We start from the raw sequence: 24,718 nt of genomic DNA, 5'->3' as shown, positions 1-24,718 counted from the left end.
GTTCCTTGTCCTTTCGATCAGAACTGATCGGCTTGCAGCTCGTAGAGGCAGTCGCTGCCGGCCTTGGCCGATGCGCTCAACGAGTGGATACGCGGCAGCAACCGGGCGAAGTAGAAACGCGCGGTGGCCAGTTTGCTGGTGTAGAAATCGTCCTCGCCATCGCCGCTCATGACGGCCTTGGCCATGCGCGCCCACATGTAGGCGTAAGCGGTGTAGCCGAACACATGCAGGTACTCGACCGAAGCCGCGCCGATTTCGTTCGGGTTGTTTTGTGCCCGGTCCAGCAGCCACGCGGTCAGGTCGTCGAGAGTGTCGACGGCGGCGTTCAGCGGTTGGATGAACTCGGCAAGGTCAGCGCCAACGTTGGCGGTGAAGTTGCGGATTTCCGAAGCGAACAAGCGGTAGAGCGCCCCGCCGCTGCCGACGATCTTGCGCCCGGCCAGGTCCAGGGACTGGATGCCGTTGGTGCCTTCGTAGATCTGGGTGATGCGCACATCACGCACCAGTTGCTCCTGACCCCACTCACGGATGTAGCCGTGGCCGCCGAAGATCTGCTGGCCATGGAGGGTGGTTTCCAGGCCCATGTCGGTGAGGAAGGCCTTGGCTACCGGGGTCAGCAGCGATACCAGATCCTGCGCGCGCTGGCGTGTCGGTGCGTCTTCGCTGTACTTGGCGATGTCCAGTTGCAGGGCCACGTAGCTGGAGAACGCACGGCCGCCTTCGTTCAAGGCTTTCATGGTCAACAGCATGCGGCGCACGTCCGGGTGCACGATGATCGGGTCGGCGGCCTTGTCCTTGAATTGCGCACCGGTTGGCGCACGGCTTTGCAGACGGTCACGGGCGTATTCGACGGCGTTCTGGTACGAGCGCTCGCCTTGGGCCAAGCCCTGGATGCCCACGCCCAGACGCTCGTAGTTCATCATGGTGAACATCGCCGCCAGGCCTTTGTTCGGTGCGTCGACGATCCAGCCGGTGGCGCCATCGAAGTTCATCACGCAGGTGGCGGACGCCTTGATGCCCATCTTGTGTTCGATGGAGCCGCAGGACAGCGCGTTGTTTTCACCCAGCGAACCGTCGGCGTTGACCAGCACTTTCGGCACCAGGAACAGCGAGATGCCTTTCGGGCCGGCCGGTGCATCGGGCAGCCGCGCCAGTACCAGATGGATGATGTTTTCCGTCAGGTCGTGCTCGCCACCGGTGATGAAAATCTTGCTGCCGCTGACCTTGTAGCTGCCATCGGCCTGGGGTTCGGCCTTGGTGCGGATCAGGCCCAGGTCGGTGCCGGAATGGGCTTCGGTCAGGCACATCGAACCGGTCCAGGTGCCGGCGTACATGTTCGGCAAGTAAGCCGCTTTCAGTTCTTCGCTGGCGTGGGCCTTGATCGACAGGCAGGCACCGGCGGTCAGCATCGGGTACAGGCCGAACGACAGGCTGGCCGAGTTGACCATCTCTTCGACCTGGGCCGAAATCGCCTTGGGCATGCCCATGCCGCCGTACTGCGGATCACCGCCGACACCCACCCAACCGCCCTCGGCGAAGGCTTGATAGGCCTGGGCAAAACCGTCCGGGGCGGTGACCGCGCCGTCGTTCCAGGTGCAGCCCTGTTCGTCGCTGGCGCGGTTCAGTGGCGCGATCACTTCGCCGCTGATCTTGCCGGCCTCTTCGAGGATGGCGGCGGCTGTCTCTTCATCGATCACGTCGGCCAGGCCGGGCAATTGTGCCCAGAGCCGGGACACCTGGAAAACCTCGTTGAGTACGAAGCGCATGTCGCGCAGGGGAGCTTTGTAATCAGACATCTTGGCTTACTCGGAAGTGGTCACGGCATGGGGCATGCCGGGACGTTCAGTGGATTCGGTGTTTTCGGTTGCCGCGACAGAACCGGGCTTGGGTGCCCGTTCGCGCAGCAGGAAGTACGACAGAGCGGGAATCAGGATCAGCGCGCCGAGCATGTTCCACAGGAACATGAAGGTCAGCAGGATGCCCATGTCGGCCTGGAACTTGATCGGCGACCAGACCCAGCACACCACACCGGCGGCGAGGGTGATGCCCACCAGCCCGACCACTCTGCCTGTGAAGGACACGGCGTTGCGATAGGCCTGGGACAGCGGCAAGCCCTGGCGCTGGAAGTGCAACTGCACACTGAGCAGGTACAAGGCATAGTCGACGCCGATGCCCACCCCGAGGGCGATCACCGGCAAGGTTGCGACTTTTACGCCGATACCCATGGCCACCATCAAGGCTTCGCAAAGGATCGAGGTCAGCACCAGCGGCAACAGGGCCACCAGTGTGGCGCGCCAGCTGCGGAAGGTGATCAGGCAGAACAGCGTCACCGCCGCATACACGTACAGCAGCATGGTGCGGTTGGCTTCGCGCACCACGATGTTGGTCGCGGCCTCGATCCCGGCGGTACCGGCGGCGAGCAGGAACTGCCGATCCTCGCTGCTGTTTTCCTTGGCGAACTTGTCGGCAATCGCCACCACGGCATCGAGGGTTTCAGCCTTGTGATCCTTGAGGAAGGTGATCACCGGCATCAGCGAGCAGTCGGTATTGAACAGCTCCGGCGAGTTGACCGAGGCTTGCTGGGCGGCGTAGTTGAGCACGTCCTGGTTGCGCTGGATGCTGTTGAGCTTGGGGTTGCCCTCATAAGTACCGGCAGTGATCTGCCGTACCGCGTTGACCAAGGACGCGGTCGCCTGCACGCCCGGATACTGTTGCAGCTCCCAGGCCAGGCGGTCGGCGAGCACCAGGGTCTTGTAGTTCAGGCAGCCTTCCGGCGCGGTCTTGATCATCACCGCGAACAGGTCGCTGGACAGCGCGTAGTGGCTGGTGATGTAGGCGTTGTCGCGGTTGTAGCGCGAGTCGGCGCGCAGCTCCGGCGCCCCGCTTTCCAGGTCGCCGATCTTCAGGTTCAGGCTGACCATGAAACCGCCGATGCCCATCAACACTGCGACCAATACGGCACCGGTGGCCCACTTGCGCGTGGTGAAGCGGTCGAGCAGGTCCCACAGTTTGCCGAAGCCTTTGTGGTGTTCGGCGCGATTGTCGATTTTCAGCGCACGCTCGGCGGCTTTCGCGCCCACACCGACATAGGACAGCGCCACCGGCATCAGCAACAGCGAGGTGAAGATCAGCACGGCGACGCCGATGCTGGCGGTGATCGCCAGGTCCTGGATCACCGGAATATCGATCAGCATCAACACGGCGAAGCCCACGGCGTCGGCCAACAGCGCGGTGACACCGGCGATGAACAGACGGCGGAAGGTGTAACGCGCAGCGATCAGTTTGTGGGTGCCGCGGGCGATGTCCTGCATGATGCCGTTCATCTTCTGCGCCGCGTGGGACACACCGATGGCGAAGATCAGGAACGGCACCAGCACCGAGTACGGATCGATGGCGTAGCCGAGCCAGGCGACGATACCCAGTTGCCAGACCACCGCGACCAGCGAGCAGCCGACCACCAGCAGGGTGCTGCGCACGCAACGGGTGTAGGCGTAGATGATGATCAGCGACGTGACGACGGCCAGGCCGAAGAACATCATCACCTGGATCAGGCCGTCGATCAGGTCGCCCATGAGTTTGGCGAAGCCGATCACCCGCACTTTGTAATGGCCGGTGCCTTCGACCCCGGATTTACGCGCAGCGCTGTCACCGGCGTATTCGATCTTGTCGCGCAACTGCTCTTCGAGCATCTGCGAGAAGGCGTGGTAGTTGATGCGTTGACCGCCGGCGGCGGCTTTGTCCATCAGCGGCACGATCAGCATGCTCGACTTGAAATCACTGGCTACCAGGCTGCCCACCACACCGGCGCGGGAGATGTTCTGGCGCAACTGTTCGATTTGCTCAGGCTGCCCCGAATAGGTGTCGGGCATCACCGGGCCACCCTGGAAACCGTCCTCGGTGACTTCGGTCCAGCGCACGGCCGGGCTCCACAGCGACTTCATCCACGCGCGGTCGACGCCTTCGGTGAGGAACAGCTGGTCGTTGACCTGCTTGAGCACGTCGAGGTATTCGGGGTCGAAAATATCGCCCTGGGTGTTCTCGACCACCACGCGCACCGAGTTGCCCAGACCGCGCAGCGACTGACGGTTTTCCAGGAAGTTCTGGATGTACGGCTGGCTCTGGGGAATCATTTTTTCGAAGCTTGGGCGCAACTCCAGGCGAGTCACGGCCATGAAGCCCAGCACCACGGTGGCGAGCGCCATCAGCAGCATGAACAGCGGGCGGTAGTTGAACACCAGCCGCTCAAGGAGGTTGCCGGAGCGGTGGTCGAAATCCCGCAGTTCGCGGATCACCGGCATGGCGTCTTGTTTGATATTGCCCATGTCTGGGTTCTCGCTCTTAGGGTTCGAGGGCTGGATCGGCGGACAGCGTCCGGGCACCACGGCTGCCTGCCAGCACCAAGGCGCCATCGGCGGACTGGGTGGCGCCGGCGACCGGGGTCGGTGCCGGTTGCTGCTTCAGATGCAACTGGGCGCCCGTCCCTTGGCTGACCAGCATCTGCCCGCCCTGGGTGAACAAGCGATAATTGCCACGGGCATCGATCAGGCCTGCGGTGATGCTGACGTGCAGGCCCGTGTCCAGTGCGGTCCAGCTCTGGCCGCCGTCGGTGCTGCGCAGCACGTTGCCGCGCAGGCCATAGATCAGCACTTCGCCAGGCTTGCCGAGCACGCCGAAGAAGCTGCCTTGATAAGGCGTCGGTACCGCGTTGAAGCGTTGGGCGCTGTCGTCCCATTTGAGCAGCAGGCCTTGCTCGCCCGCGATGTACACACTGTCGCCGGTAGAGGCGATGGCGTTGAGATGGAAACCCTGGGGGTTGTCGGTGCGGTCCTGGAATGGCGTCCAGGTCAGGCCACCGTCGTCGGTGCGCAGAATCAGGTTGAATACCCCGACCACATAGCCGGTTTTGTCGTTGGCGAACCAGACGCCGAGCAGCGGTTTGTCCGCACCCTGATCGGCTAGTCGTTGGCCTTCCATGGCCAACTGGGGCCATTGCTCATTGCCCGGTTCGGCGCTGGCCAGCTCCGTGTAATGCTTGACCAGCAAGGCGCCGATCTGACGACCGTCGAGTTGCTTCTGCCAAGTCGCGCCGGCGTCGCTGCTGTGCAGCACCACGCCGTCATTACCCACCGCCCAGCCTTGGGTGGTGGTCGGAAAATTCACCGCAGTGAGGTCGGCACTGGCCGGTACGGCGGCCTGTTGCCAGTGGTTTCCCGAATCATCGGAAAACAGAATATGGCCACGCTGGCCGACGGCAATCACGCGCGCGCCGGCGCGGGTCATGCCGGACAACGGGCTGTTGATCGCCAAGGCACTGACCCTGGCGGGCAGGTCCAGAACATCGACATAATCGGCCGCATGGGCGATGCCCTGCGACAGGCCGAGCACAACGCCAAACGCCAGCTGCAGAATATTATTTTTATACGAACACATACTGCGTCCTCTTCGGAAAACCGCGCCGGGACACACATCCGTGTGCCTGACGTTCAAACCTTGCGCCGTGCAGGTCATGTGGGAGCGAGCTGTGGCGAGGGGGCTTGCCCCCGTTTGAGTGCGCAGCACTCACAAGATCTTCGATACATCGGAAATTTTGGAGCTGCTTCGCAGCCCAACGGGGGCAAGCCCCCTCGCCACAGCTCGCTCCCACAGTGGATCGTGCGAGCGTCTGCTTGCGGTTGGCTTAGCGAATACCGGCGCCGGCCAGGGATTCCGAAGACCACTGGGCCTTGGAGAGCGGCTCGATGTACTTGATGCCGCCGTAAGGGCCGACTACGCCGTTGATGTTGTAGGAACCACCGACCAGGTCGTAGATCATGAACGGCGTGGAGTCCGGAACCTGCTTGTCATAGCTCTGGCTCAGGAAGGCGAAGGAACCGCGATAGAGCTGACCACGGGCGTCATATTGATCCGAGGCCAAAGCGGTCCAGCTGTCTTCGTCGAGGTAGAAGCGGCGCTTCTGGTAGATGTGACGAGCACCGGCCTTGAGATTGCCTTCGACGACCCATACACGGTGTTTTTCCCAGCGTACGAAGTCAGGTGACAGGTGATTGGCGGTGGTCAGCGACTTCGGATCCTGCACGTAGGTCAGCTTGTAGGTGTTGTAGGGCACGATCATTTCCTGCTTGCCCACCAGCTTCCAGTCGTAGCGATCCAGCGCACCGTTGAAGACGAACACGTCATCGTAGGTGCCCGCACCGGCGGTACCCGGGTTTGGCGTGTCGTAAGCCAGGCTCGGAGCCAGTTTCACTCTACGCTGCCCCGGCAAGTACTGCCAGGCGCGACGAGGTTGCTGCAACGGGTTGGCGGCATCCTTGAGCATGATCGCCTCACCGGCGCGGCGCGCAGGGCCGGTGTATGCCAGCTTCATCTGGTAGTACACGTCGGCGCTGCTGATCGGCTGCGAGAGGTTTTCATAGATCGGGTAGGAGATGTTCGCTTGCCCGGTGGTCGCCAGGCTAGGAACGCCCGCGGAGTCAACGTTCCAGGAGTCGTACTTGGAACTGATGCTGACGCCTTGGTAGCGCAACAGGAAGTTCCACATCGCTTCGTTGCCCGACTGCGGAATCGGGAATGGAATACCCGGCAGCACGTTGTCGATGGCCAGGCCACCTTCCAGGGACTTGGCGCCGCTGGCGTTCTTCACGCCGTTATCCAGGATCGCTTGAGGCAGCGAAACGGTGCGGTGCGTCGGGAACACGTCGACACGGAACGTCGGGAAACGCTTGGCCAGTTCTACCGTGGTCGCCGTGAGCATGCCCTTGTACTGATCGACGTTCTTGCCGTCGATCACCAGTACCGGCTTTTCACTGGCAAACGGGTCCGGGCGCATGCTGTCGCCGGCCTTGAAGCTGGCCGGCGGGGTGGTCAGGCCACCGTTGTAGGCAGGAATGGAACCATCAGCGTTCCCGGCTTTTTCAGCCCCTACCTGTGTCAGGCTGGTGCCCAGCTTGGCAGCTTCCTGGGTTGAAACAGCAGCCTGTGCCTGAGCGGCGAAGACCATGGCCAGCGAAGCGGCCAACACGGTTTTTACAAATTTCATCTTGTTATTCTCCTGCTTGCATTGAGCAAATCAGTGGTGAATCAGAATGTTGTTTTCATCGTCAGGTACACGGCGCCACGGTCCTCAGTCGTGGCACCACCTCCAGAGAAGGACGAGTAGCCACCGGCGTAACAGGCGTAGTTTTCGTTGCCGCTAAAGGCGTTCGGGGTGGAGCCGTCACCGCCCTTGGAGCCGGTGCTCACACCGCTGACGTTGCACTTGTCGGTTTCGCCAAAGGAGTCCACGTACTTCAGGTCGACAAAGTATTTGTTGTAGACAATGGCACCCACGCCCACGGCATAGTTGCCGGTGTCCTTGGCACCGCCACCGGAGACCGGTGACACACCGTCGAGACCGACGTTGACGGACATCGGTGCGTTGAGATCGACACCCGGGAAGACCTGGTACCAGGTCGGTGTGAAGTTGACCGCCAGACCCCAGTTGTCACGGGTCGGCGCGTCGATGCCGCGATAGCTGTCCTTACCCTTGTAGAGCGCTTCGTTCTTGCTATCGAGCTTGAGCAGGTTGCTGTAGTACAGCTCGGCAAGCACAGTCGCCTGATCGAACACCGGGGTTTTCGGCAGGGTCATCAGACCGTTGAGCGTCCAGTGCAGTGTGTCGCCTGTGGCGCTCATGCTGTCGCCACGGCTCGGGGTGTCATAGACCACACCGGTGGCGTCCGTACGTGCAGGCAGCAGGCCAAGCCCTTGCCCCAGGCCCAGCGGGCTGCGGGTACTGACGATCGCCGGGATACTGGCCAGCGGCATGTTGTGACGAACGTTCAGGTCCGAACCCACGCTCACGCCACCCACGTCCTTGGACAAGCTCAAGCCAAGGATCTTGATGTTGTCGGCATAGGCCAGTTGATAGGTGGCGGTGTCCAGCGAATTGAGGGTGTTGATCACCGCAGGCACTTGCCCCGCCGGACGGGTGCCGTTCGGGTTGGCCGAGGTAATGCCCCTGGCGTCCAGGTAGGCTTGGGGCAGGATTTCCGAGGTTTCGCGGTAGTAAACGCCGAGGGTGCCATCCAGCCAGGCCGGCGACCATTTGGCCATGACACCCCAGTCACCGCTGTCATGCGGAGTCAGGTCTTTGCCACGACGCACATTGGTCAAGGCGTTGCACGGCGCCAGGCCACAACCTAGCGGGCTGCCCGGTACCACGGCATTGGTGTTGCCCAACAGGAACGATTGCGCGCCGAAGCCGACCAGGTCGGAACCACCGTAATAGGTGCCCGCTTCCGGCAGACGCGCGGCATCCCAATTCAGGAAATACTGGGCACCCACGGTCAGCTCGGGATTGACGGTGAACGACATCGACAACTGGTTACGCGGAACGAACAGTTCCTTGGCCTCGGTACCCGGCGACGCGGCAAGCTTGGCCAGGTCGAGGCCGGACTGGCCATAGCTGACCGAGTGCACCGGGTTGAGAATGGTCTCGCCCCAGAACACGTTGTGCTGACCGGCCTTGGCGCTGAACATCGACTCCTCGCCCACTTCGGTGCTGTAGAACACGAAGGCATCGAGGATTTCGCCCGAAAGACCGCTGTAGTAGCGCTGGGCATAATTGCTCAGGTGCGAGCTGCCGTTGCCGACGTTGTCACGGGTGACCCCGGCCAGGCGCGGGTCATTGGCGATCAGGCCCGAGGTCGATCCATTGCCGTTGACGAACGGGTTGGAGTTGGAGCCGGTGTTGTCATAGGCCTTGTCGTACCAGCTGGCGGCGCTGACGCGAAAGCCCATGGCGTTCTTGTAGACCACGTCCATTTCGGTCAACAGATCGATACGGTTGGTGATGTTGGTCCCGGCCTTGCGGAAGTTGTAGTCGCCGTCGTTATTGTTCGGCGTTCCCAACATGCGTTTGTCGGCGCTTTCGGTGCGCACGCCATAGTTGTACTTGATGGTGTTATCCACGCGGACGTTCCAGTCCGGATTCCCCGTCTCGATCTCGACCGCATGGGCCGCAGGTACCGTTGCCGCAAGAATGGCTGAGGCCAGCAAGGTGTAGCGTGGAGCGGTGAAGCCGTGACTCTTATTGTTGTGCATTGCGTTGTCTCCGCTTTTTTGTCTTTGTTTTAAGCGCAGCCGCCCTCGCGCAAACATTGATGGGTTTGCGTTTAAGGAATAAGGGCAAATGCCGGTTGGCGTACTGCCAGTCCAGCTCCTTGTACTAGCGATCCAGCTCCAGGATGAGTGCTTCAGCTTGCTGCCAGTGGCCAAATCCTGCGGCCGGATTGAGGTGGCCGACATCGCCCAGATTGAGCAATTCGGCGCCCCAGCCTTCTGCCATGCGGGTGACCGCAGGAAGGCTGGCCAAGTGATCGTTGGTGCTGCCGGCCACGATGCTGCGAAATGGCAGCGGGCCTTGCGGCAGAGGATTCCAGCCCTGGCTACGCAGGGTTTCGGAAGACGGATAGTTTGACGGCCAGACCGCATCGAGGTCCGGTGGCGCGGCCAGCAAAGCGCCCTTGATCGGACGGCTGTAGTGCGCAGCCCAGTGCGCGACCATCAGCACACCGGCGCTGTGGGCCACCAGAATCACGGGGCCGTCGATTTGTTCGAGTTCGTGTTGAATCGCCCGCACACGGGCCATGCAATCGAGTTTGTCGGTCTCCAGCGGCGCAACACTGCGCACGTTGCTCAGCCTGGCGGCAAGCAATGTTTGCCAATGTTCGGCCACGTGCTCGCGCAGACCCGGAACGATCAGAATGGTGGCGGCAGTTTGCAGTTTGTCCACGGTCAACACCTTCGCTTTCTCGATAACTCGACTGGCTGTTTTCGCCAGGGGCTTTTTGTAGTGTCGACATTAAAGAGCGCCCACCCGAAGCGCTTTACATTGGACGTCATGCACTTTTCTTTTGATGACAAATTGTCCGACAGCAGGACAGTGCGACCACTGGTCGAAAATCCCCGCAGGTTGGCGCAAGGTCACTGTAATCAACGGATGAGCGCTGATGGCTCCATGCAGCGTAGAAGATTGGTGACCGTATGGCATGAAATCCATCAACGACATGACAACTGTTCAACTGTTGATACGCTGGATATAGTCGCCACGCTCACGCCAACCGCCATCGGCACAGGGAAGACTTTCGCATGACCAAGCTTGTTCGCGCCGCTGTCTTGACCAACTACCTGGAGGTCACCCAGTACTTGGGTTTCAACCCGCGCGACGTGCTGGCCGGTGTCGGCTTGAGCAGGGCCCAACTGCAAGCCCCTGAACACCGCATCCATATCGATGCCGCCGTCCGTTTGCTGGAAGACTCGGCCGCCGCCAGCGGCTGCCAGACCTTCGGCCTGAGCATGGCCGAATCGCGCCAGCTCTCGGACTTCGGCGTGGTCAGCCTGCTGCTCAGCCACCAGCGCACGCTGCGCGATGCCTTGCAGGTCGTCGTGGATTACCGGCACCTGATGAACGACTCGCTGGCCATCTTCATTGAGGAGGCCGGCAAGATGGTGATCATTCGCGAAGAGGTGGTCACCGAAACGCCGATGCCCAGCCGCCAGGCCACGGAGCTGGCCATCGGTGTAATGTTCCGGCTGTGCTCGGCCCTGCTGGGCTCACACTGGCATCCCTACAGCGTCAACTTCATGCACCAGCCACCGGACAACCTGCACCTGCATCGCCGGCTGTTCGGCTGCAACCTGGAGTTCGGCAGCGAGTTCAACGGCATCGTCTGCCCTGACATCAGCCTCGACATGACCAACCCCAACGCTGACCCGGCCATGGCCCGCTATGCCCAGGGCTACCTCGACTCGCTGCAGAACCACGAAGGCGCCTCGATGCTGTTCGAGGTGCGCAAGGCCATCTACCTGCTGTTGCCCATGGGGCGCGCCACCATTGAGCAGGTGGCCCAGAGCCAGGGCATGAACGTGCGCACCCTGCAACGCCGCCTCAAGGACGACGGCTGCGCCTTCAACGACGTGATCAACGACGTGCGCCGCGACCTGGTGCTGCGTTATCTGGACAACCCCAACTACTCCCTCAGCCGCATTGCCGACATGCTCGGCTACTCGATGGCGAGCTCGTTTACCCGCTGGTTCATCAGCCAGTTCGGCATGCCGCCGGCGACGTGGCGTGCGCAGAAACAGGCTGGGGCGAAACCGTCCTGACAGCAGGGCAAAAAAAACGGCGACTGCTGGTACAGTCGCCGAAAGCGCGAGATTGGAACTGCAATCCCTGTGGGAGCGGGCTTGCTCGCGAAGGCGTCGTGTCAGCCAACATCAATTTCGACTGATACACCGCCTTCGCGAGCAAGCCCGCTCCCACAGGTTTCCGGCCAGGCCAATGATTAGAAGCCCCAGCGCAGCAACAACAGCACCAGCACGACCAGGAACACCGTCTCCCCCACCATCAGCAGAATCGGCTTGATCCCGACCGCTGCCAGCTCGCGCAAGCGGGTCTTCATGCCCAGGGCACTGATGGAAATCACCAGGCACCAGCGCGACAGTTCGTTGACCGATCCCTGCACCGCAGGCGCTATCCATCCGGTGCTGTTGATGCAGGCCAGAATCAGAAAACCGACGGCGAACCACGGCAACAGCGGCGGGCGCTTGCCGGTCGGATCGGCGCCTTGCATGCGGGTGATCATCGCTGCAGTGACGATCACCGGCAGCAGCATCGCAACGCGCATCAGCTTGACCACCGTGGCCGTGTCGCCGGTCTCGGTCGACATGCTGTAGCCGGCACCGACCACCTGGGCCACGTCGTGGATCGTGGCGCCGAGGAACACACCCGCCACCTGCGGCGACAACTGCAGCCAGTTGGCGATCATCGGATAGACAATCATCGCCAGAGTCGACAACGCCGAAACGCCGATGACGGTGAACAGGGTCGCCCGCTCTTTCTGCGGATGGTTCGGCAGCGCCGCTGCCAGCGCCAAGGCCGCCGAAGCGCCACAGATGGCCGTCGCGCCGCCGGTGAGCATGCCGAACAGGCGCTGGAAGCCCAGGGCCTTGGCGGCGATCACAGACACGCTGATGGTCACCACCACCAGGATCACCACCAGTGCAATCGGCTTCCAGCCCAGCGCGGCCATTTGCTCCAGGGTGATGCGCATGCCCAGCAGCGCCACGCCGATGCGCAGCACGGTGCGGGCGGTGAACTCGATACCGGCCTTGCAGGGACCGTCATCGGCGAGAAAATTCAGGGCCATGCCCAACAGCAAGGCAAACAGCATGACCGGCGCACCGTAGTGCTCGGACAAGAACGACGCGGCGGCCGCGACAATCAGACTGACGATTAACCCAGGTGCCAGTTCGCGCGTGCGAGTGTGGATACGGGTAAGAGCAATGGCGCTCATGGCGCGGACTCCTCGGATGCGATGACGATAAACGCCTGGCCGTCGATGATCTCGACCGGGTAGTTGGTGACTTTGACCTGCCGGGAGTTGAGCAGGTAGCCGCTGTGCAAATCGAAGCGCAAACCATGGGCGAGGCATTGAATCACCCGGCCTTCAAGACGCCCCCCGCATAGGGAAGAGCCCTGGTGCGGGCAGCTGTCGTCAATGGCAAACAACTGCCCGTCGACGTTGAACAGCGCCAGGCTTTTGTCTTCGAACTCGAACAGCGCCCGGCCTCCAGCCTGCGGGTGTTTGCCGGCTGGCACGGGAATGCGCCGGGTCATGCTGGCTGCCGCTCGCGATCACTTTCCCTGAGGGCTTCGGTCATGGCCGCGAGCAGCGCCTGAGCAGGTTGTGCGCCGATCACCGTCATGCGGTTGTCGAACTTGAAGCTCGGCACGCCACTGGTCGCGTCGGGGGATCCTTCAAACGGCGTGGCATCGCCCTTCAGGCAATCGAGCACCCCGTCCGGAGCGACGCCGCAGGAGCGGGCAATGGCAAGCAAGGTCTCACGGCAACCGAGGTTTTCACGTCTCAGGAAATAAGCGGCGAACAGTCGCTCGAGCAACATTTCACGCTGACTGGCATTGCCCAGTGCGCTGGCACGCTCGAACAAACGATGGGCGTCCGCGGTGTTGGGCATCGTCTCGATACGGCTGAGGTCGATGGCCAGTCCAACCGCCCCGGCAGCCTGCTGTACCTGATTCTGGCGCATGGTCATTGCGTCGGCATTGCCCAGGCGCTTGCGGTAGAAATCGGCGAAAGGTTCACCTTCTACCGGTATCTGGGGCAGCAACTGCACGCCATGCCACACCGTGGTGATCTGCACATCCGGGTGACGACTGCGAAACTGCACCTGCGCATGCTCCAGTTGGCGTTTGCCGATCAGGCACCAGGGGCAGATAAAATCGAAAAACACATCAATACGTAAACGACGACTCACAACTTCACCTCTATCCCGGCTGCACTGACAGGCTCAGGCACGCTCTGACCCTCAAGCCGGGCGATATCTTTTTGGTAATGACACTTGGCATAGAAAAACACCGCTGCCGCCGCGAGGCTGACCAGTGGCACTAATTGGAAAGCGGCATGCAGCCCGATGAGGTCGGACACACGGCCAGTCAGGAACGGCCCGGGTGCCAGCCCCAGCAGGTTATTGGCCAGGGTCAGCGTGGCGAACGCCGTACCGTGGACGGAGTAATGGGTCAGGTTGGCAACCATCGCACCGGCGGGGCCGGTGGTGCCGGTGGCAATCGCCATGCCCAGACAGACCAGCGCCAGTTGCACAGGCCCTGCCGACAATGCGAACGCTGCCGACAGCAACAGGCAACTGCCCAGGCAAAAACCAATGGCCAGGCTGACCTTGCGCTCCGGCGAGTTCCGACACAGGCGATCGCTGAGCATGCCGCACAGGATCATCCCCGCACCGCTGCACAACACGATGATTGCCGCCATGCCACCGGCCTTGTCGGTAGGCATGTCGTAGTAGCGGTTGAGGTAGCTGGGAATCCACACCATCACCGTACCGCCGACGAACAACTGCAAGCCGCTGGCGATGTAGGTCGACACCACCGAACGGCTGGACCACAGCGTGCGCAGCGGACGCTTGACCGCGGCAGCCGTCTTGTTCGCAATCTGCGCGGCACGTCGTGGCGCTATGCGCGCTTCCTTGACGATGAGCGGATAGAGCATCGCCAGCACCAGGCCAAACAGCGACATGCCGGCGAACGACCAGCGCCAGCCCAGCTTGGCGGCAATCGCACCGCCCAAAGCCATGCCCAACACCGAACCGAACATGCCGCCGGCCATGAAGGCACTGGCCAGGGTGGCCCGCATGTGTTTGGGGAACACCGAAATCACCACCGCGATGCCCACGCTGCCGTAGGCGGCTTCGCCGACGCCGACCATGAACCGCGCAATGAACATCTGCTGGTAGTCCTGAGCCAGCGCGCAACCCAGGGTCGCCACGCTCCACAGGAAAGCCATCAGCGCCAGGCTCTTGACCCGACCGAAGCGGTCGGCCATCAACGACAGGGGAAATGTCAGCAGGCCGACCATCAGGGCAACGATGCCGCTAAGCAGACCCAGTTGTCCGTCGCTCAACGCCCACTCAGTCTTGAGCAGGGGGAATACCGCGTTCAGTACCTGACGCGACATGTAATCGGAAATCAACAGACCGAACGTCAGGGCAAAGACGATCCAGGCATATTGGCGCGCAACGCCGACTCCGCAGGAGTCGTCATCGTCAGCGGCTATTGGGTGAAAGGCCATGCAGCCTCCTCAAGAGCTTTGTTTTATTTTTCTTATCAAGCGTGTAACGGTCAGGCGGACGAGAGGTCACGGCCTCTCGCCCCGACCCTAGGTCAACCGCGTTGCGGTACACCTTTCTGCCCAACCTTGCGGTTGGGGGCCATGCCGTTGGCCAACAGGGTTTCTTCGATGGTTTCGTACTGCACGCCGATGCGGTAGATCTCGCGGGCTTCTTTGCCGGTGGCGATTTCACGACCCAGTTCATGGGCAATGCGCACGGTTTGCTGGATCTGTGCAACCGAGCCGAAACGATCGCCCTTGTGATCAATGATAGTGTCTTCATTGCCCACGCGCGGGTGCATGCCCATGGCCATCGACATGGTGTTGAACGGCATGACGTTCTTGAGCAGCGATTCGGAGGTCAGGGTGCAACCGTCCGGCGCGCGGTGGATGAAGTTGAAAAAGTTGAACGGGTTCGGGCCGTCGAAACCGCCGCCGATGCCGATCCAGGTCAGGTTCAGCGGGCCCTTGTAGATGCCCCTGCGCACTAGGCGCTCGAGGGTTTCCATGGCGTGCATGCCGGTCAACTGGAAGTGTGGCTGGATGCCGTTCTCCATAAGGCGCTTGAGGTGCTCGGCCACCCAGGCCGGACCTGCCGGTACGGTCATTTCGCTGTAGGCGGCGTGGATCAACGGGTTGTCCAGGGAGGTGCCCTTCAGGTACTCCGGATACAACAGTTCCATGATGTTCATTTGCGTGGTGTTGATCGCGACCGTGACCTGATCCGGTTTCGGCGTCAGCTCGGCCAGCATGTGGCGAGTGTCGTCGGACAGCCACTTGGCCGCTTCGCCATCGCTTTCCGGAGCGAAGGAAATCGAGCCGCCGACCTGGATGATCATGTCTGGCACGGCTTCACGCACACCGGCGATCAGCTCGTTGAACTTCGACAGGCGCTTGGAGCCCTTGCCGTCCAGTTCGCGCACATGCAGGTGCAGCACGGTGGCGCCGGCTTCATAGCATTCGACCGCTTTCTGGACTTGCTCATCCATGGTCAACGGGATGTCTTCCGGGAAGTCTTCCGGCATCCACTCCGGGCCGTACGGGGCCACGGTAATGACTACCTTTTCCATGTTTTCCGGGTGCAGGGAATCGTCGAAGAATTGCATGGTTAACTCCAGTTCTTATGCCAGTTCTTATGATTGTTCCGCCCACCCGGGGTCGTGCCGGGCAGACGTGTTTACGAGTGCGAATGCTGCGAGTGCGGATGCAGGTGGCGTTCGATCAGAACGTCTTGTCGCCGATAATCCCGGCACGCTCCATCTTGCGATGGCACGGCGGGTAGTCCATGACGGCGTAATGCTGGGTACTGCGGTTGTCCCAGATGGCGATGCTGTTGGGCTTCCAGCGCCAGCGCACCTGATACTCAGGGATGTACGCCTGGCTGATCAGGTAACGCAGCAACTCGCCGGCGCCGGGGTTGGCGTCCTGGCCGAAGCGCACCCGCTCAGGGGTGTGGTAGTTGCTGAAGTGGGTGGTGAAAGCGTTGACGAACAGCACCTTCTCGCCGGTTTCCGGATGGGTGCGCACCACCGGGTGTTCGGCGTCCGGGTACATCGCCTTGAGCGCCAGGCGTTTTTCAATCGGCATGGCGGCACCGAAGCTCGCTTCGATGCTGTGGCGGGCACGCAGGTCGGCGATCTTGACCTTTACGTCTTCCGGCAAATTCGCATAGGCCTGGACCATGTTGGCCCACATGGTGTCGCCGCCCACTGGCGGGCATTCCACGCAACGCAGCACGCAGCCCATCGGCGGTGCTTCGCGCCAGGTGGCGTCGGTGTGCCAGGCGTTTTCATAGCGGTCCATCGGCTGGTCAGGATTCTTGTAGATCTGCACCAGCCCCGGATGCTCCGGATCACTGCCGGCCACCGGATGATCCTCCAGCTCGCCGAAGCGCCGGGCGAAGGCCACGTGCTCGGCGCGGGTGATGTCCTGATCACGCAGGAACACCACGCGGTGCTTGAGCAACTGGGCACGAATCTCGGCAAACAGACCATCGTCATGCACTGCGTCGGCCAGGTTGACGCCGATCAGTTCGGCGCCAATGCTGCAGGTCAATTGTTCGACTTTCATGGCTGGCCGCTCCTTAAACGACGAAAATCGATGAGCCGGTAGTCTTGCGCGATTCAAGGTCGCGATGGGCCTGCACGGCGTCCTGCAGGGCGTAGTGCTGGTTGATCTCGATCTTGATCCGGCCGCTGCCGACATGGTCGAACAACTCACCCGCCAGGGCGGCTTTTTCCGCAGGGTCGCTGATGTAGTTGGCCAGGGCAGGACGGGTCAGGTACAGCGAACCTTTCATCGCCAGCATCACCGGGTCGAACGCCGGGATCGGGCCGGACGCGGTACCCACGCAGACCATCAGGCCACGGGGTTTCAACGAATCCAGCGAACCCATGAAGGTGTTCTTGCCAACGCTGTCGAACACCACGTTGACGCCCACGCCATCGGTCAGTTCGCGAACGCGAGCGGCGACGTCTTCATGGCTGTAATTGATCGTATGGTCGCAACCGTGAGCCCGGGCGATTTCCGCTTTTTGCTCGGTCGAAACCGTGCCGATCACGTTCAGGCCCAGCAACTTGGCCCACTGCGAAACGATCAGACCGACACCGCCAGCGGCGGCATGCAACAGAATGCTGTCGCCCGGTTTGAAGTCGTAGATGCGGCGCATCAGGTACGAGGACGTCAGGCCACGCATGGTCATCGCGGCAGCGGTCTCGAAGCTGATGGTTTCCGGCAGCTTGATCAGCGGCGCGGCCGGGATCAGGCGCTCGGTGCTGTAGGCGCCGAGGGTGTTGAGGAAACCGGTGTAGGTGACGCGATCACCGACCTCGACGTCGGTGACCCCTTCACCAACGGCCTGGACTACGCCAGAGGCCTCGACGCCCATGCCGTTGGGCATCGGAATCGGGTAGGTACCGTTACGGAAATAGGTGTCGGCATAGTTCAGGCCAACCGCCACATGACGAAGGCGAACCTGGCCGGGACCGGGTTCGCCGACTTCGACGTCCTCATAACGTAGAACTTCGGGACCACCGGTTTCGTAGAAGCGTACGGCTTTGGCCATTTTTCTTATTCTCCAATCTGCATATGGGCGTGTTGCATCGAATTGCGCTGATTGGACTGTAGGACGAGGCCCTTTGAGACGCTTCTCATCAGACGACAATGGCTTTTCATTTGGTGACAGGCAGAAACGGGATCGTTCTAGCCGGTCCGGTCGTCACCTGCGCTATCATCGCCCGCCTCGATGCCCCAAGAGCCTTGACCCCGGATGTCCGAAGCACTGCCACTGTCCAACGATCACCCAGCCCTGCCGCCGGTCCTGGCCGGCCCGCTGTTGCGGCGTCTTGAGCCCATGCGGCTGGTGCTGTGGCTGGTGGGTTCCCGGGCGCTGGCGCTGACCTTGCGCTTGCAGGGCGTCGGCGATATCCGACTCGATGCCGGGCAATGCACGGTGATTGCGGTGGGGGCTCATGCCTTTGTGCACTTGATCGATGTGAAACTCGATTGCGCCCTGCCCCGGGATGAATCGATCGACTATGACCTGCTGATCGATGGCACAGAAAAAGGCATCGCCGACTGGGCACCGCACCTGCTGTATGGCGATGCCCATTGCCCGAACTTCGTCCTGCGCGCACGGGTCGACCAGTTGCTGCACGGTTCTTGCCGCAAACCTCATCACCCGGCGACAGACGGCTTGCTGTGCGTCGACCGGTTGCTGGCCCAGGAACACGAGGCAAAGGACCGCCCGGCACTGCTGATGATGACTGGCGATCAGGTCTACGCCGACGATGTCGCGGGGCCGATGTTGCGGGCGATTCACGCCTTGATCGCGCGTCTGGGGCTGTTCGGGGAGCACCTCGAAGGCGCGGTGGTCAGCGACAGCGCCAGGCTCTACGAGCATCCGGCCAGTTACTACCACCGCGCGGATCTGCTGCCGGCACTGCAAAGCAATGAAACCCTGCGCGAGCGATTTTTCGGTGGCGCGCGCAAGCCGATTTTCACCAGCAGCAGCGCCGACAATCACCTGGTGACCTTCGCCGAAGTCATGGCCATGTACTTGTTGGTCTGGTCGCCAGTGCCCTGGACCCTGATCGCGCCCCAGGCACCGACGCTGACGCCGCAAAGGCTCAAGCGCTACGCCCTTGAGCAGACGCGCATCGATGCCTTCAAGGCAGGCCTTGGCAACGTCGCGCGGGCACTGGCGCATCTGCCGACGCTGATGATTTTCGACGACCACGACATCACCGATGACTGGAACCTTTCCGCGCAATGGGAAGAAACGGCCTACGGCCATCCGTTCTCCCGGCGCATCATCGGCAACGCGCTGCTGGCGTACATGTTGTGCCAGGGCTGGGGCAACAACCCGGATGCGTTCACTACCCTGCTGGAAAAGTCCGGAGCCTTGAGCGACAGTGCACGCGACCTTCACCTCGACAGCACGGTTCAGGATGACTTGATCAGTGATCTGCTGAAGTTTCAGCACTGGCATTACGTGCTGCCGACCACCCCGGCCATGGTGGTGATCGACACCCGCACCCGGCGCTGGCGCAGCGAGATGAACCTCAAGCAGCCTTCCGGTTTGCTCGACTGGGAAGCCCTGAGCGAACTGCAACAGGAACTGCTGGACCACCCGAGTGCAATCATCGTTTCACCGGCACCGATCTTCGGCGTCAAACTGATTGAAACCGTGCAGCGGGTATTCAGCTGGTGCGGTTATCCACTGCTGGTGGACGCGGAAAACTGGATGGCCCATCGCGGCGCGGCACAGGTGATCCTGAACATTTTCCGCCACTCGCGCACCCCGGGTAACTATGTAGTGCTGTCGGGCGATGTGCACTATTCCTTCGTCTACGAAGTGCTGATCCGCCACCGCAAGGCCGGACCGCGCATCTGGCAGATCACCAGCAGCGGCATCAAAAATGAATTCCCGCCCAGCCTGCTCGAGTGGTTCGACCGCCTCAACCGCTGGCTGTACTCGCCACGCTCACCGTTGAACTGGCTGACCAAGCGTCGACGCATGCGCATCGTGCCCCACGTGCCCGAACACGCCGAAGCGGGTGAGCGGCTATGGAACTCGGCGGGGATCGGCCAGGTGTATTTCAATGACCTGGGACAGCCGCAGACCATCTATCAGCACAATTCGAACGGCTCACCGAAGACCCGGATGATTGCGCCGGCAAGCGATGATTGAGGCAGAGAAGACACCACAAAAAACTGTGGAAGCGACGGTGCGGCGATCTGACCTGCTCCGGGCGGCGTACCGACGAATGCTGTCTGTCAGACTCTACAATTGTGACTGTCATACCGCCTTCGCGAGCAGGCTCGCACACACTGGATTTCTGGCGTATACACTTCTTGTGCTATTTCCAGATCCTGTGGGCCTGCTCGCGAAGAGGCCAGTTAAATATTGGGGGAATCCATTCTGTAACCCGCCCCCGGCGTACCTTCATGGAGTGCCACCTGAATTTTCGAATACAAGGCATTCGCCTCAGCAGTGGTGATTGATCGCGAACAATCACGCAGTACAACACGTAGTAGCACATTCTCCTGCCCCGGCAGCAATCCGAGGCGATCAATGGCCTGCAGAGGCAGTTCTGTGAACGCCCAGCGCCCTTTGATCTGCATTTCCTCGATCCAATCTGAACAATCGCCAGCTGCCTGCAACATCCTTTCAGTCAACACCTCCTCGCTCAGCCCCGGCGTTACCGCTAACGAAATATCTCGAGTAATCGAAGGCAACCGAGAGACGGCGCTCCACAGATTCAGATCATGCATCTGTGCCTGTACTCGTTCGTTCTGATCACGTAGCAAACGAATATCCGGGATGCCTTTGCGCAGCATGGTCAAGCGATCCAATCCCATTCCCAGCGCCAGTCCTCCATGACGCAAAGGATCGATCTTCAGTCGCTCCAATAATGATTTGGCAATTCGACCGCACTCCAGAACCTCGACAGGGACGCCGTCATTCAACAGGTTTACTTCGATCCCGCCCTCAGTGTAGTGATGCGGACTATCACTGTAGATCCAAGGCATATCTGGCACGGCAGATTTAAGGATATCGCCGACCAAGCAAAGTAAATGCTCATGCGTCGACAAATCAGGATCACCGAGCACCCAGATATCCATCTGATGGGGTTCCGCACAATGCCAACGATCCCGGCTGTCGCGACGAAAAGTGATACCAGGCGCGGCCAATAATATTGACTGCCCCGGTTGCCGTAGCTGGGCAGCTCGCTGAAGCGCTGCTGGAATTTGACTGGTGGTTTGCGTTCGCAGCAACGAACACTCATCGACCCAGCGGGTGTGTGCACTTCCGAGGGTGATTTCTGCTGGGTCATAACCGAGCAATCCGTAGTTTTCTTCAGCGGAGACAATTCTCGGCCCCGTCTGCACTTGCGCTTGTGGCCAGCCTTTATCCGTTAATCCTTGAAGGACCTCCTTGAGTAATAATCGAATGGCGTGATCGGGTGCAGCGGGTTCTGTTAGATCAGCCAGTAACAAGGCTTGGTGTACGGACGTATCCGTCAGATATTTCTTTGATTCCTGCACTAAACAACCCCCTTACTAACAATTGAATGTAGCCCCCCGTAAAAAGAGTCCCGTAGACCAACCTAACGATTTCAGATCGTCCTTCACAACCAAATTCGGTGAAAAACTAAATTTTCAGAAGAGGACTACAGCCACTACTTACACAAATAACCAAGAGCCTCTCACAAAACACTTCAAAAGCATCATTAGTTCTAAAAAAACCTCAAGCAACCTATTTAATACATCAAAAAAAAACCTGTGTTAATTATTTCGCCCCCTCAGGACCACCAGGGAGCACAAAACCAACAAAATGAAAAAGGACGATCAAATGAAAAAGAAAAATGTCGTTAAAGAAAAGCTCACCCGCATAACTTCCGGCCCGGAAAATTTTGGCTGGGCGCCGTTAGCTTGGGCTCATACTGAAGAGTAAATGATGAAAATGGGCGTCAAGATCACTCTTGCCGCCCACCGACAAAAAAGGAGGTACCAATGTTATCCAGAACGATGATAACAACGCTCTTTGGTCAAGAAGAGCCTTCCATAATTGCGGACTTTGAGGAGTTCCTCCAAGAGTGCTCTAATTTAGGATTCAAGACACTCAACATTTCTGACATCGACAGACTCCCCAAAAACAGCATCATCTTTTCATTCACTAATGATGCAGCGAAAAAGACATTTGAAATTGCGAAAAATACCAAACACAAAAAAAGCATCTTTTGTGCAACACAAGTATTCGAGCCTACTTTAAAAGCAGCACTTTATAGTTTGAATCTGTTATTGATAAGCGACTTTCAACAAGCGCTAAGCACACAAAGACGTGTACTGAACATGCTCAATTCACACAACTCATTTTTCTTGACCGGAAATGACGCTGACGCGCAAATAACGATAGCCCCTCACGCTCAGCCTTATGCTTTGATTACCGAGGATATAGAAAACGATTTCATTCAGTCCGTGGCGGAGTTTTTTGAAGTCCATTATGCTCACATGAAGCCACAAGAGCCGAGTCCGTTTTCCTTTCACGGAACATTAAAAATATCCGGAACACTTACAGTTCTTAGAAGACCCAACCCAGCTTTACCAGAAGGCTTAAATACTTCTTTAAAATGGTTGAATGATCGCATATCTGAAGAAGGCGCACTATTGACCATTGAAGAAAACACAATCACCTCACTGAAAATAAATGGCAATGAACACATAAAACTATTGGATCTTGCAGCAGGACCTAGAGGCCTCAAGCTGACTGAGTTTGCTATTGGAGTAAACGAAACAATCGCAAATAGCATTGACTACAAAATCAACTCTCAATTAAACGAAGGAATTAATGGCGTTCATATAGCAATTGGGGACGGTTCCTCTGGCTATCACATAGATTTCCTGAGCCCAGCAGTAAAGGTAAGCCCAACTCACAACTGAGCCAACCTAATCGCTCTCACTACAACCACCCACATCACAGCGATGTCTAAAAACTGACACTATAAAAGGGCTTACAGAAATGATAAGCAGTGACGCACGGCAAGTTACCGATGGACCTCAAGGCGCACAGGCCGGCAGATTCTGGTGTACCTGCAGGCTTGCCCGCGATAAGACCAGCACATCCAGCATCAATGCTGACTGAAGCACCGCTTTCGCGAGCAGGTTCACACCCACAATTGATCGGTGTCTCTCATGAACCTCACCCGAACCTTGATCATCGGCAACTCCGGCTCGGGCAAGAGCTGGCTGGCGCAGCGGCTGGCCGAGCAACTGCGTGTGCCCTGGACCGATCTCGACCGGATTCACTGGCTGTCCGACGAACACAGCATCCCCCGCCCCCGAAATGAAGCGCTGGGAATGGCGCGGATCGCTGCCGATGAAGAGCGCTGGGTGATCGAAGGGGGTTACGGCTGGATCGTCAGTGAAATCCTCCACCGGGCCACGGCGTTGATCTGGCTGTGTATCGATGACGTCGATTGCGTTGCCAACATTCGCCGGCGGGAAGCCAACGATGACGAACGATTCATTGCAATGCTGGAGTGGGCTAGCAACTATCGCACCCGTGACGACTCAAGTGGATTTGCGGCGCATCAGCGGATGTTCGATGACTTTGGTGCCTCGAAGATCCGCCTGACCAATCGGGTTGAAATCACCGACTTCGCTTCAGAAGCAGGAATATTACCCATCGGTTAAAGCACAAAACCTGTGGGAGCGAGCTTGCTCGCGATGACGGCAACACATTCGACATCAATGGTGACTGACCCATCGCTATCGCGAGCAAGCTCGCTCCCACAGGTATTGCGGTGCCCAGGGAGCGTATTTCAAGCCACCTTCACCACACCACTCACCCCCCTGACAATCATCTCCACCTCCCGCTCATCAAGGGTCAGCGGCGGCAGCAGGCGAATGGTTTTCCCCCGCGTGACATTGATCAGCAAGCCTTGATCCCGGGCGGCGATCAGGCTCAGGTCGCGGATCGGTTGCTTGAGTTCGATGCCGATCATCAGGCCCTGGCCGCGTATTTGCGAGACGTTCGGGTTGCCCGCCAGTTCTGTGCGCAATCTTTCGAGCAGGCGCGCCCCCTGACGCCGGGCGTTTTCCAGCAGCCCTTGTTCTTCAACGATATCCAGCACGGTGCATCCGACTCGGCAGGCCAGCGGATTACCGCCGAACGTGCTGCCGTGGCTGCCCGGCGTGAAGAGTTCGGCCGCCTTGCCACGGGCCAGGCAAGCGCCGATGGGCACGCCGTTGCCCAGGCCTTTGGCCAGGGTCATGACGTCCGGGACGATGCCTTCGTGCTGGAACGCGAACCACTGGCCGGTGCGGCCGATGCCGGTCTGGATCTCATCGAGCATCATCAGCCATGAGCGCCGGTTGCACAGTTCCCGCACGGCCTTGAGATAACCCGGCGGCGCCAGTTGCACGCCGCTTTCGCCCTGGATCGGCTCCATCAGGATCGCCACGATCCGCGAGCCAAAGGCCTGTTGCACCTTGTCCAGCGCGCCGAGGTCGCCGAACGGCACTTTGACGAAATCCCCCGGCAGCTTGTTGAAACCCAGGCGCACCGCCGGGCCATCGCTGGCAGACAAGGTGCCTAGGGTGCGGCCATGGAACGCATTCTCCATGACCACCACCAGCGGCTGCTCGATGCCCTTGTGCCAGCCATGCAGCCGGGCGATTTTCAGTGCGGTTTCGTTGGCTTCGGCCCCGGAGTTGTTGAAAAACGCCCGGTCCATGCCCGCCAGCTGCGTCAGTTTCTGCGCCAGCCGTTGCTGCCAGTCGATGCTGTAGAGGTTGGAGGTGTGCAGCAGCAACCCGGCCTGCTCGGTAATGGCGGCAACGATTTTCGGATGGGAGTGGCCGACGTTGGTCACCGCCACACCGGCGACCGCATCCAGGTATTCGCGACCGGCCTGATCCCACAGGCGAGTGCCCAGGCCCTTGTTGAAACTCAAGGCCAGGGGTTGGTAAGTGCTCATCAGGCAGGCGGCGGTCATGACATCAAGCTCCAGCAAGGGTCGGTGTTTTTG

19 protein-coding genes and 1 pseudogene are annotated in these 24,718 nt (G+C 60.0%); 5 read left to right on the top strand and 15 right to left on the bottom strand.

Annotated features, from left to right (window positions below; genetic code table 11):
- Positions 1–17: 17 nt before the first annotated feature.
- From PspS34_RS04620 to PspS34_RS04595, 6 genes are all read right to left on the bottom strand, one after another.
- On the bottom strand, positions 18–1,796 hold the full coding sequence (locus tag PspS34_RS04620) for an acyl-CoA dehydrogenase C-terminal domain-containing protein (protein WP_154861664.1): 1,779 nt from the start codon (positions 1,794–1,796) through the stop codon (positions 18–20).
- 6 nt (positions 1,797–1,802) lie between these two features.
- Positions 1,803–4,322: an MMPL family transporter gene (locus PspS34_RS04615; protein ID WP_154861662.1), complete on the bottom strand. Its 2,520-nt coding sequence runs from the start codon at positions 4,320–4,322 to the stop codon at positions 1,803–1,805.
- 16 nt (positions 4,323–4,338) lie between these two features.
- Positions 4,339–5,430: a YCF48-related protein gene (locus PspS34_RS04610; protein WP_154861660.1), complete on the bottom strand. Its 1,092-nt coding sequence runs from the start codon at positions 5,428–5,430 to the stop codon at positions 4,339–4,341.
- 247 nt (positions 5,431–5,677) lie between these two features.
- Complete coding sequence (locus PspS34_RS04605; RefSeq protein WP_057716322.1) at positions 5,678–7,036, bottom strand: DUF1329 domain-containing protein; 1,359 nt, start codon at positions 7,034–7,036, stop codon at positions 5,678–5,680.
- A 41-nt stretch (positions 7,037–7,077) separates the two neighbouring features.
- Positions 7,078–9,081, bottom strand: coding sequence for a DUF1302 domain-containing protein (locus tag PspS34_RS04600; RefSeq protein WP_057716323.1), 2,004 nt, complete (start codon positions 9,079–9,081; stop codon positions 7,078–7,080).
- Between the two features lie 124 nt (positions 9,082–9,205).
- Positions 9,206–9,772 carry an alpha/beta hydrolase gene (locus PspS34_RS04595; protein ID WP_057716669.1) on the bottom strand — a complete coding sequence of 189 codons (567 nt, stop codon included), beginning with the start codon at positions 9,770–9,772 and terminating at the stop codon, positions 9,206–9,208.
- Positions 9,773–10,128: 356 nt separating this feature from the next.
- On the opposite strand from PspS34_RS04595, the gene PspS34_RS04590 reads away from it, so the two are divergent.
- A complete protein-coding gene (locus PspS34_RS04590; protein ID WP_150815013.1) occupies positions 10,129–11,145 on the top strand; it encodes an AraC family transcriptional regulator in 1,017 nt (338 codons plus the stop codon).
- A gap of 51 nt (positions 11,146–11,196) precedes the next feature.
- Positions 11,197–11,313 (top strand): annotated as a pseudogene (locus PspS34_RS28445) (metal ABC transporter ATP-binding protein); the annotation flags it as partial.
- A gap of 11 nt (positions 11,314–11,324) precedes the next feature.
- Here the strand turns inward: PspS34_RS28445 and PspS34_RS04585 are convergent.
- The 7 genes from PspS34_RS04585 to PspS34_RS04555 form a co-directional block, all read right to left on the bottom strand.
- The gene (locus PspS34_RS04585; RefSeq protein WP_150815014.1) at positions 11,325–12,335 is read right to left on the bottom strand and encodes a putative sulfate exporter family transporter; all 1,011 of its coding nucleotides are present in this window, start codon (positions 12,333–12,335) and stop codon (positions 11,325–11,327) included.
- A complete protein-coding gene (locus PspS34_RS04580; protein ID WP_057716326.1) occupies positions 12,332–12,658 on the bottom strand; it encodes a Rieske 2Fe-2S domain-containing protein in 327 nt (108 codons plus the stop codon). The genes PspS34_RS04585 and PspS34_RS04580 overlap by 4 nt, the downstream gene beginning before the upstream one ends.
- Positions 12,655–13,317, bottom strand: coding sequence for a DsbA family oxidoreductase (locus PspS34_RS04575; protein ID WP_090453204.1), 663 nt, complete (start codon positions 13,315–13,317; stop codon positions 12,655–12,657). The genes PspS34_RS04580 and PspS34_RS04575 overlap by 4 nt, the downstream gene beginning before the upstream one ends.
- Positions 13,314–14,645, bottom strand: coding sequence for an MFS transporter (locus PspS34_RS04570; protein ID WP_154861659.1), 1,332 nt, complete (start codon positions 14,643–14,645; stop codon positions 13,314–13,316). The genes PspS34_RS04575 and PspS34_RS04570 overlap by 4 nt, the downstream gene beginning before the upstream one ends.
- A gap of 92 nt (positions 14,646–14,737) precedes the next feature.
- A complete protein-coding gene (locus PspS34_RS04565) occupies positions 14,738–15,790 on the bottom strand; it encodes a 3-keto-5-aminohexanoate cleavage protein (RefSeq protein ID WP_150815015.1) in 1,053 nt (350 codons plus the stop codon).
- A gap of 115 nt (positions 15,791–15,905) precedes the next feature.
- Positions 15,906–16,754: a TauD/TfdA family dioxygenase gene (locus PspS34_RS04560; RefSeq protein ID WP_057716330.1), complete on the bottom strand. Its 849-nt coding sequence runs from the start codon at positions 16,752–16,754 to the stop codon at positions 15,906–15,908.
- Positions 16,755–16,767: 13 nt separating this feature from the next.
- Positions 16,768–17,748 (bottom strand): quinone oxidoreductase, encoded by a 981-nt coding sequence (locus PspS34_RS04555; protein WP_154861658.1) that lies wholly within the window; start codon positions 17,746–17,748, stop codon positions 16,768–16,770.
- Positions 17,749–17,952: 204 nt separating this feature from the next.
- On the opposite strand from PspS34_RS04555, the gene PspS34_RS04550 reads away from it, so the two are divergent.
- Positions 17,953–19,875, top strand: coding sequence for an alkaline phosphatase D family protein (locus tag PspS34_RS04550; protein ID WP_154861656.1), 1,923 nt, complete (start codon positions 17,953–17,955; stop codon positions 19,873–19,875).
- A 209-nt stretch (positions 19,876–20,084) separates the two neighbouring features.
- On the opposite strand, the gene PspS34_RS04545 is transcribed toward PspS34_RS04550, so the two are convergent.
- Positions 20,085–21,233: a hypothetical protein gene (locus PspS34_RS04545; RefSeq protein ID WP_057716332.1), complete on the bottom strand. Its 1,149-nt coding sequence runs from the start codon at positions 21,231–21,233 to the stop codon at positions 20,085–20,087.
- Between the two features lie 468 nt (positions 21,234–21,701).
- Here PspS34_RS04545 and PspS34_RS04540 point away from each other — a divergent pair, with 468 nt between their 5' ends.
- Positions 21,702–22,628, top strand: a complete 927-nt coding sequence (locus tag PspS34_RS04540) for a hypothetical protein (protein WP_154861654.1) — start codon at positions 21,702–21,704, stop codon at positions 22,626–22,628.
- Positions 22,629–22,880: 252 nt separating this feature from the next.
- Positions 22,881–23,381, top strand: a complete 501-nt coding sequence (locus PspS34_RS04535) for an adenylate kinase (protein ID WP_154861653.1) — start codon at positions 22,881–22,883, stop codon at positions 23,379–23,381.
- Between the two features lie 128 nt (positions 23,382–23,509).
- On the opposite strand, the gene PspS34_RS04530 is transcribed toward PspS34_RS04535, so the two are convergent.
- Positions 23,510–24,685, bottom strand: a complete 1,176-nt coding sequence (locus PspS34_RS04530; RefSeq protein WP_150815019.1) for an aspartate aminotransferase family protein — start codon at positions 24,683–24,685, stop codon at positions 23,510–23,512.
- Positions 24,686–24,718 lie beyond the last annotated feature (33 nt).

This window comes from Pseudomonas sp. S34 (assembly GCF_009866745.1).
In the GTDB taxonomy this organism is placed as follows: Bacteria; Pseudomonadota; Gammaproteobacteria; order Pseudomonadales; family Pseudomonadaceae; genus Aquipseudomonas; species Aquipseudomonas jessenii.
The sequence above is the reverse complement of the archived record's forward strand: the minus strand, read 5'-3'. Positions and strand labels throughout refer to the sequence as shown.

Bases quoted from the DNA above. Each gene is read 5' to 3' on its own strand.
- PspS34_RS04610 (WP_154861660.1), bottom strand. From the start codon at position 5,430: ATGTGTTCGTATAAAAATAATATTCTGCAGCTGGCGTTTGGCGTTGTG.
- PspS34_RS04580 (WP_057716326.1), bottom strand. From the start codon at position 12,658: ATGACCCGGCGCATTCCCGTGCCAGCCGGCAAACACCCGCAGGCTGGA.
- PspS34_RS04585 (WP_150815014.1), bottom strand. From the start codon at position 12,335: ATGAGCGCCATTGCTCTTACCCGTATCCACACTCGCACGCGCGAACTG.
- PspS34_RS04615 (WP_154861662.1), bottom strand. From the start codon at position 4,322: ATGGGCAATATCAAACAAGACGCCATGCCGGTGATCCGCGAACTGCGG.
- PspS34_RS04550 (WP_154861656.1), top strand. From the start codon at position 17,953: ATGTCCGAAGCACTGCCACTGTCCAACGATCACCCAGCCCTGCCGCCG.
- PspS34_RS04570 (WP_154861659.1), bottom strand. From the start codon at position 14,645: ATGGCCTTTCACCCAATAGCCGCTGACGATGACGACTCCTGCGGAGTC.
- PspS34_RS04590 (WP_150815013.1), top strand. From the start codon at position 10,129: ATGACCAAGCTTGTTCGCGCCGCTGTCTTGACCAACTACCTGGAGGTC.
- PspS34_RS04535 (WP_154861653.1), top strand. From the start codon at position 22,881: ATGAACCTCACCCGAACCTTGATCATCGGCAACTCCGGCTCGGGCAAG.
- PspS34_RS04605 (WP_057716322.1), bottom strand. From the start codon at position 7,036: ATGAAATTTGTAAAAACCGTGTTGGCCGCTTCGCTGGCCATGGTCTTC.
- PspS34_RS04600 (WP_057716323.1), bottom strand. From the start codon at position 9,081: ATGCACAACAATAAGAGTCACGGCTTCACCGCTCCACGCTACACCTTG.
- PspS34_RS04620 (WP_154861664.1), bottom strand. From the start codon at position 1,796: ATGTCTGATTACAAAGCTCCCCTGCGCGACATGCGCTTCGTACTCAAC.
- PspS34_RS04555 (WP_154861658.1), bottom strand. From the start codon at position 17,748: ATGGCCAAAGCCGTACGCTTCTACGAAACCGGTGGTCCCGAAGTTCTA.
- PspS34_RS04540 (WP_154861654.1), top strand. From the start codon at position 21,702: ATGTTATCCAGAACGATGATAACAACGCTCTTTGGTCAAGAAGAGCCT.
- PspS34_RS04530 (WP_150815019.1), bottom strand. From the start codon at position 24,685: ATGACCGCCGCCTGCCTGATGAGCACTTACCAACCCCTGGCCTTGAGT.
- PspS34_RS04560 (WP_057716330.1), bottom strand. From the start codon at position 16,754: ATGAAAGTCGAACAATTGACCTGCAGCATTGGCGCCGAACTGATCGGC.
- PspS34_RS04565 (WP_150815015.1), bottom strand. From the start codon at position 15,790: ATGCAATTCTTCGACGATTCCCTGCACCCGGAAAACATGGAAAAGGTA.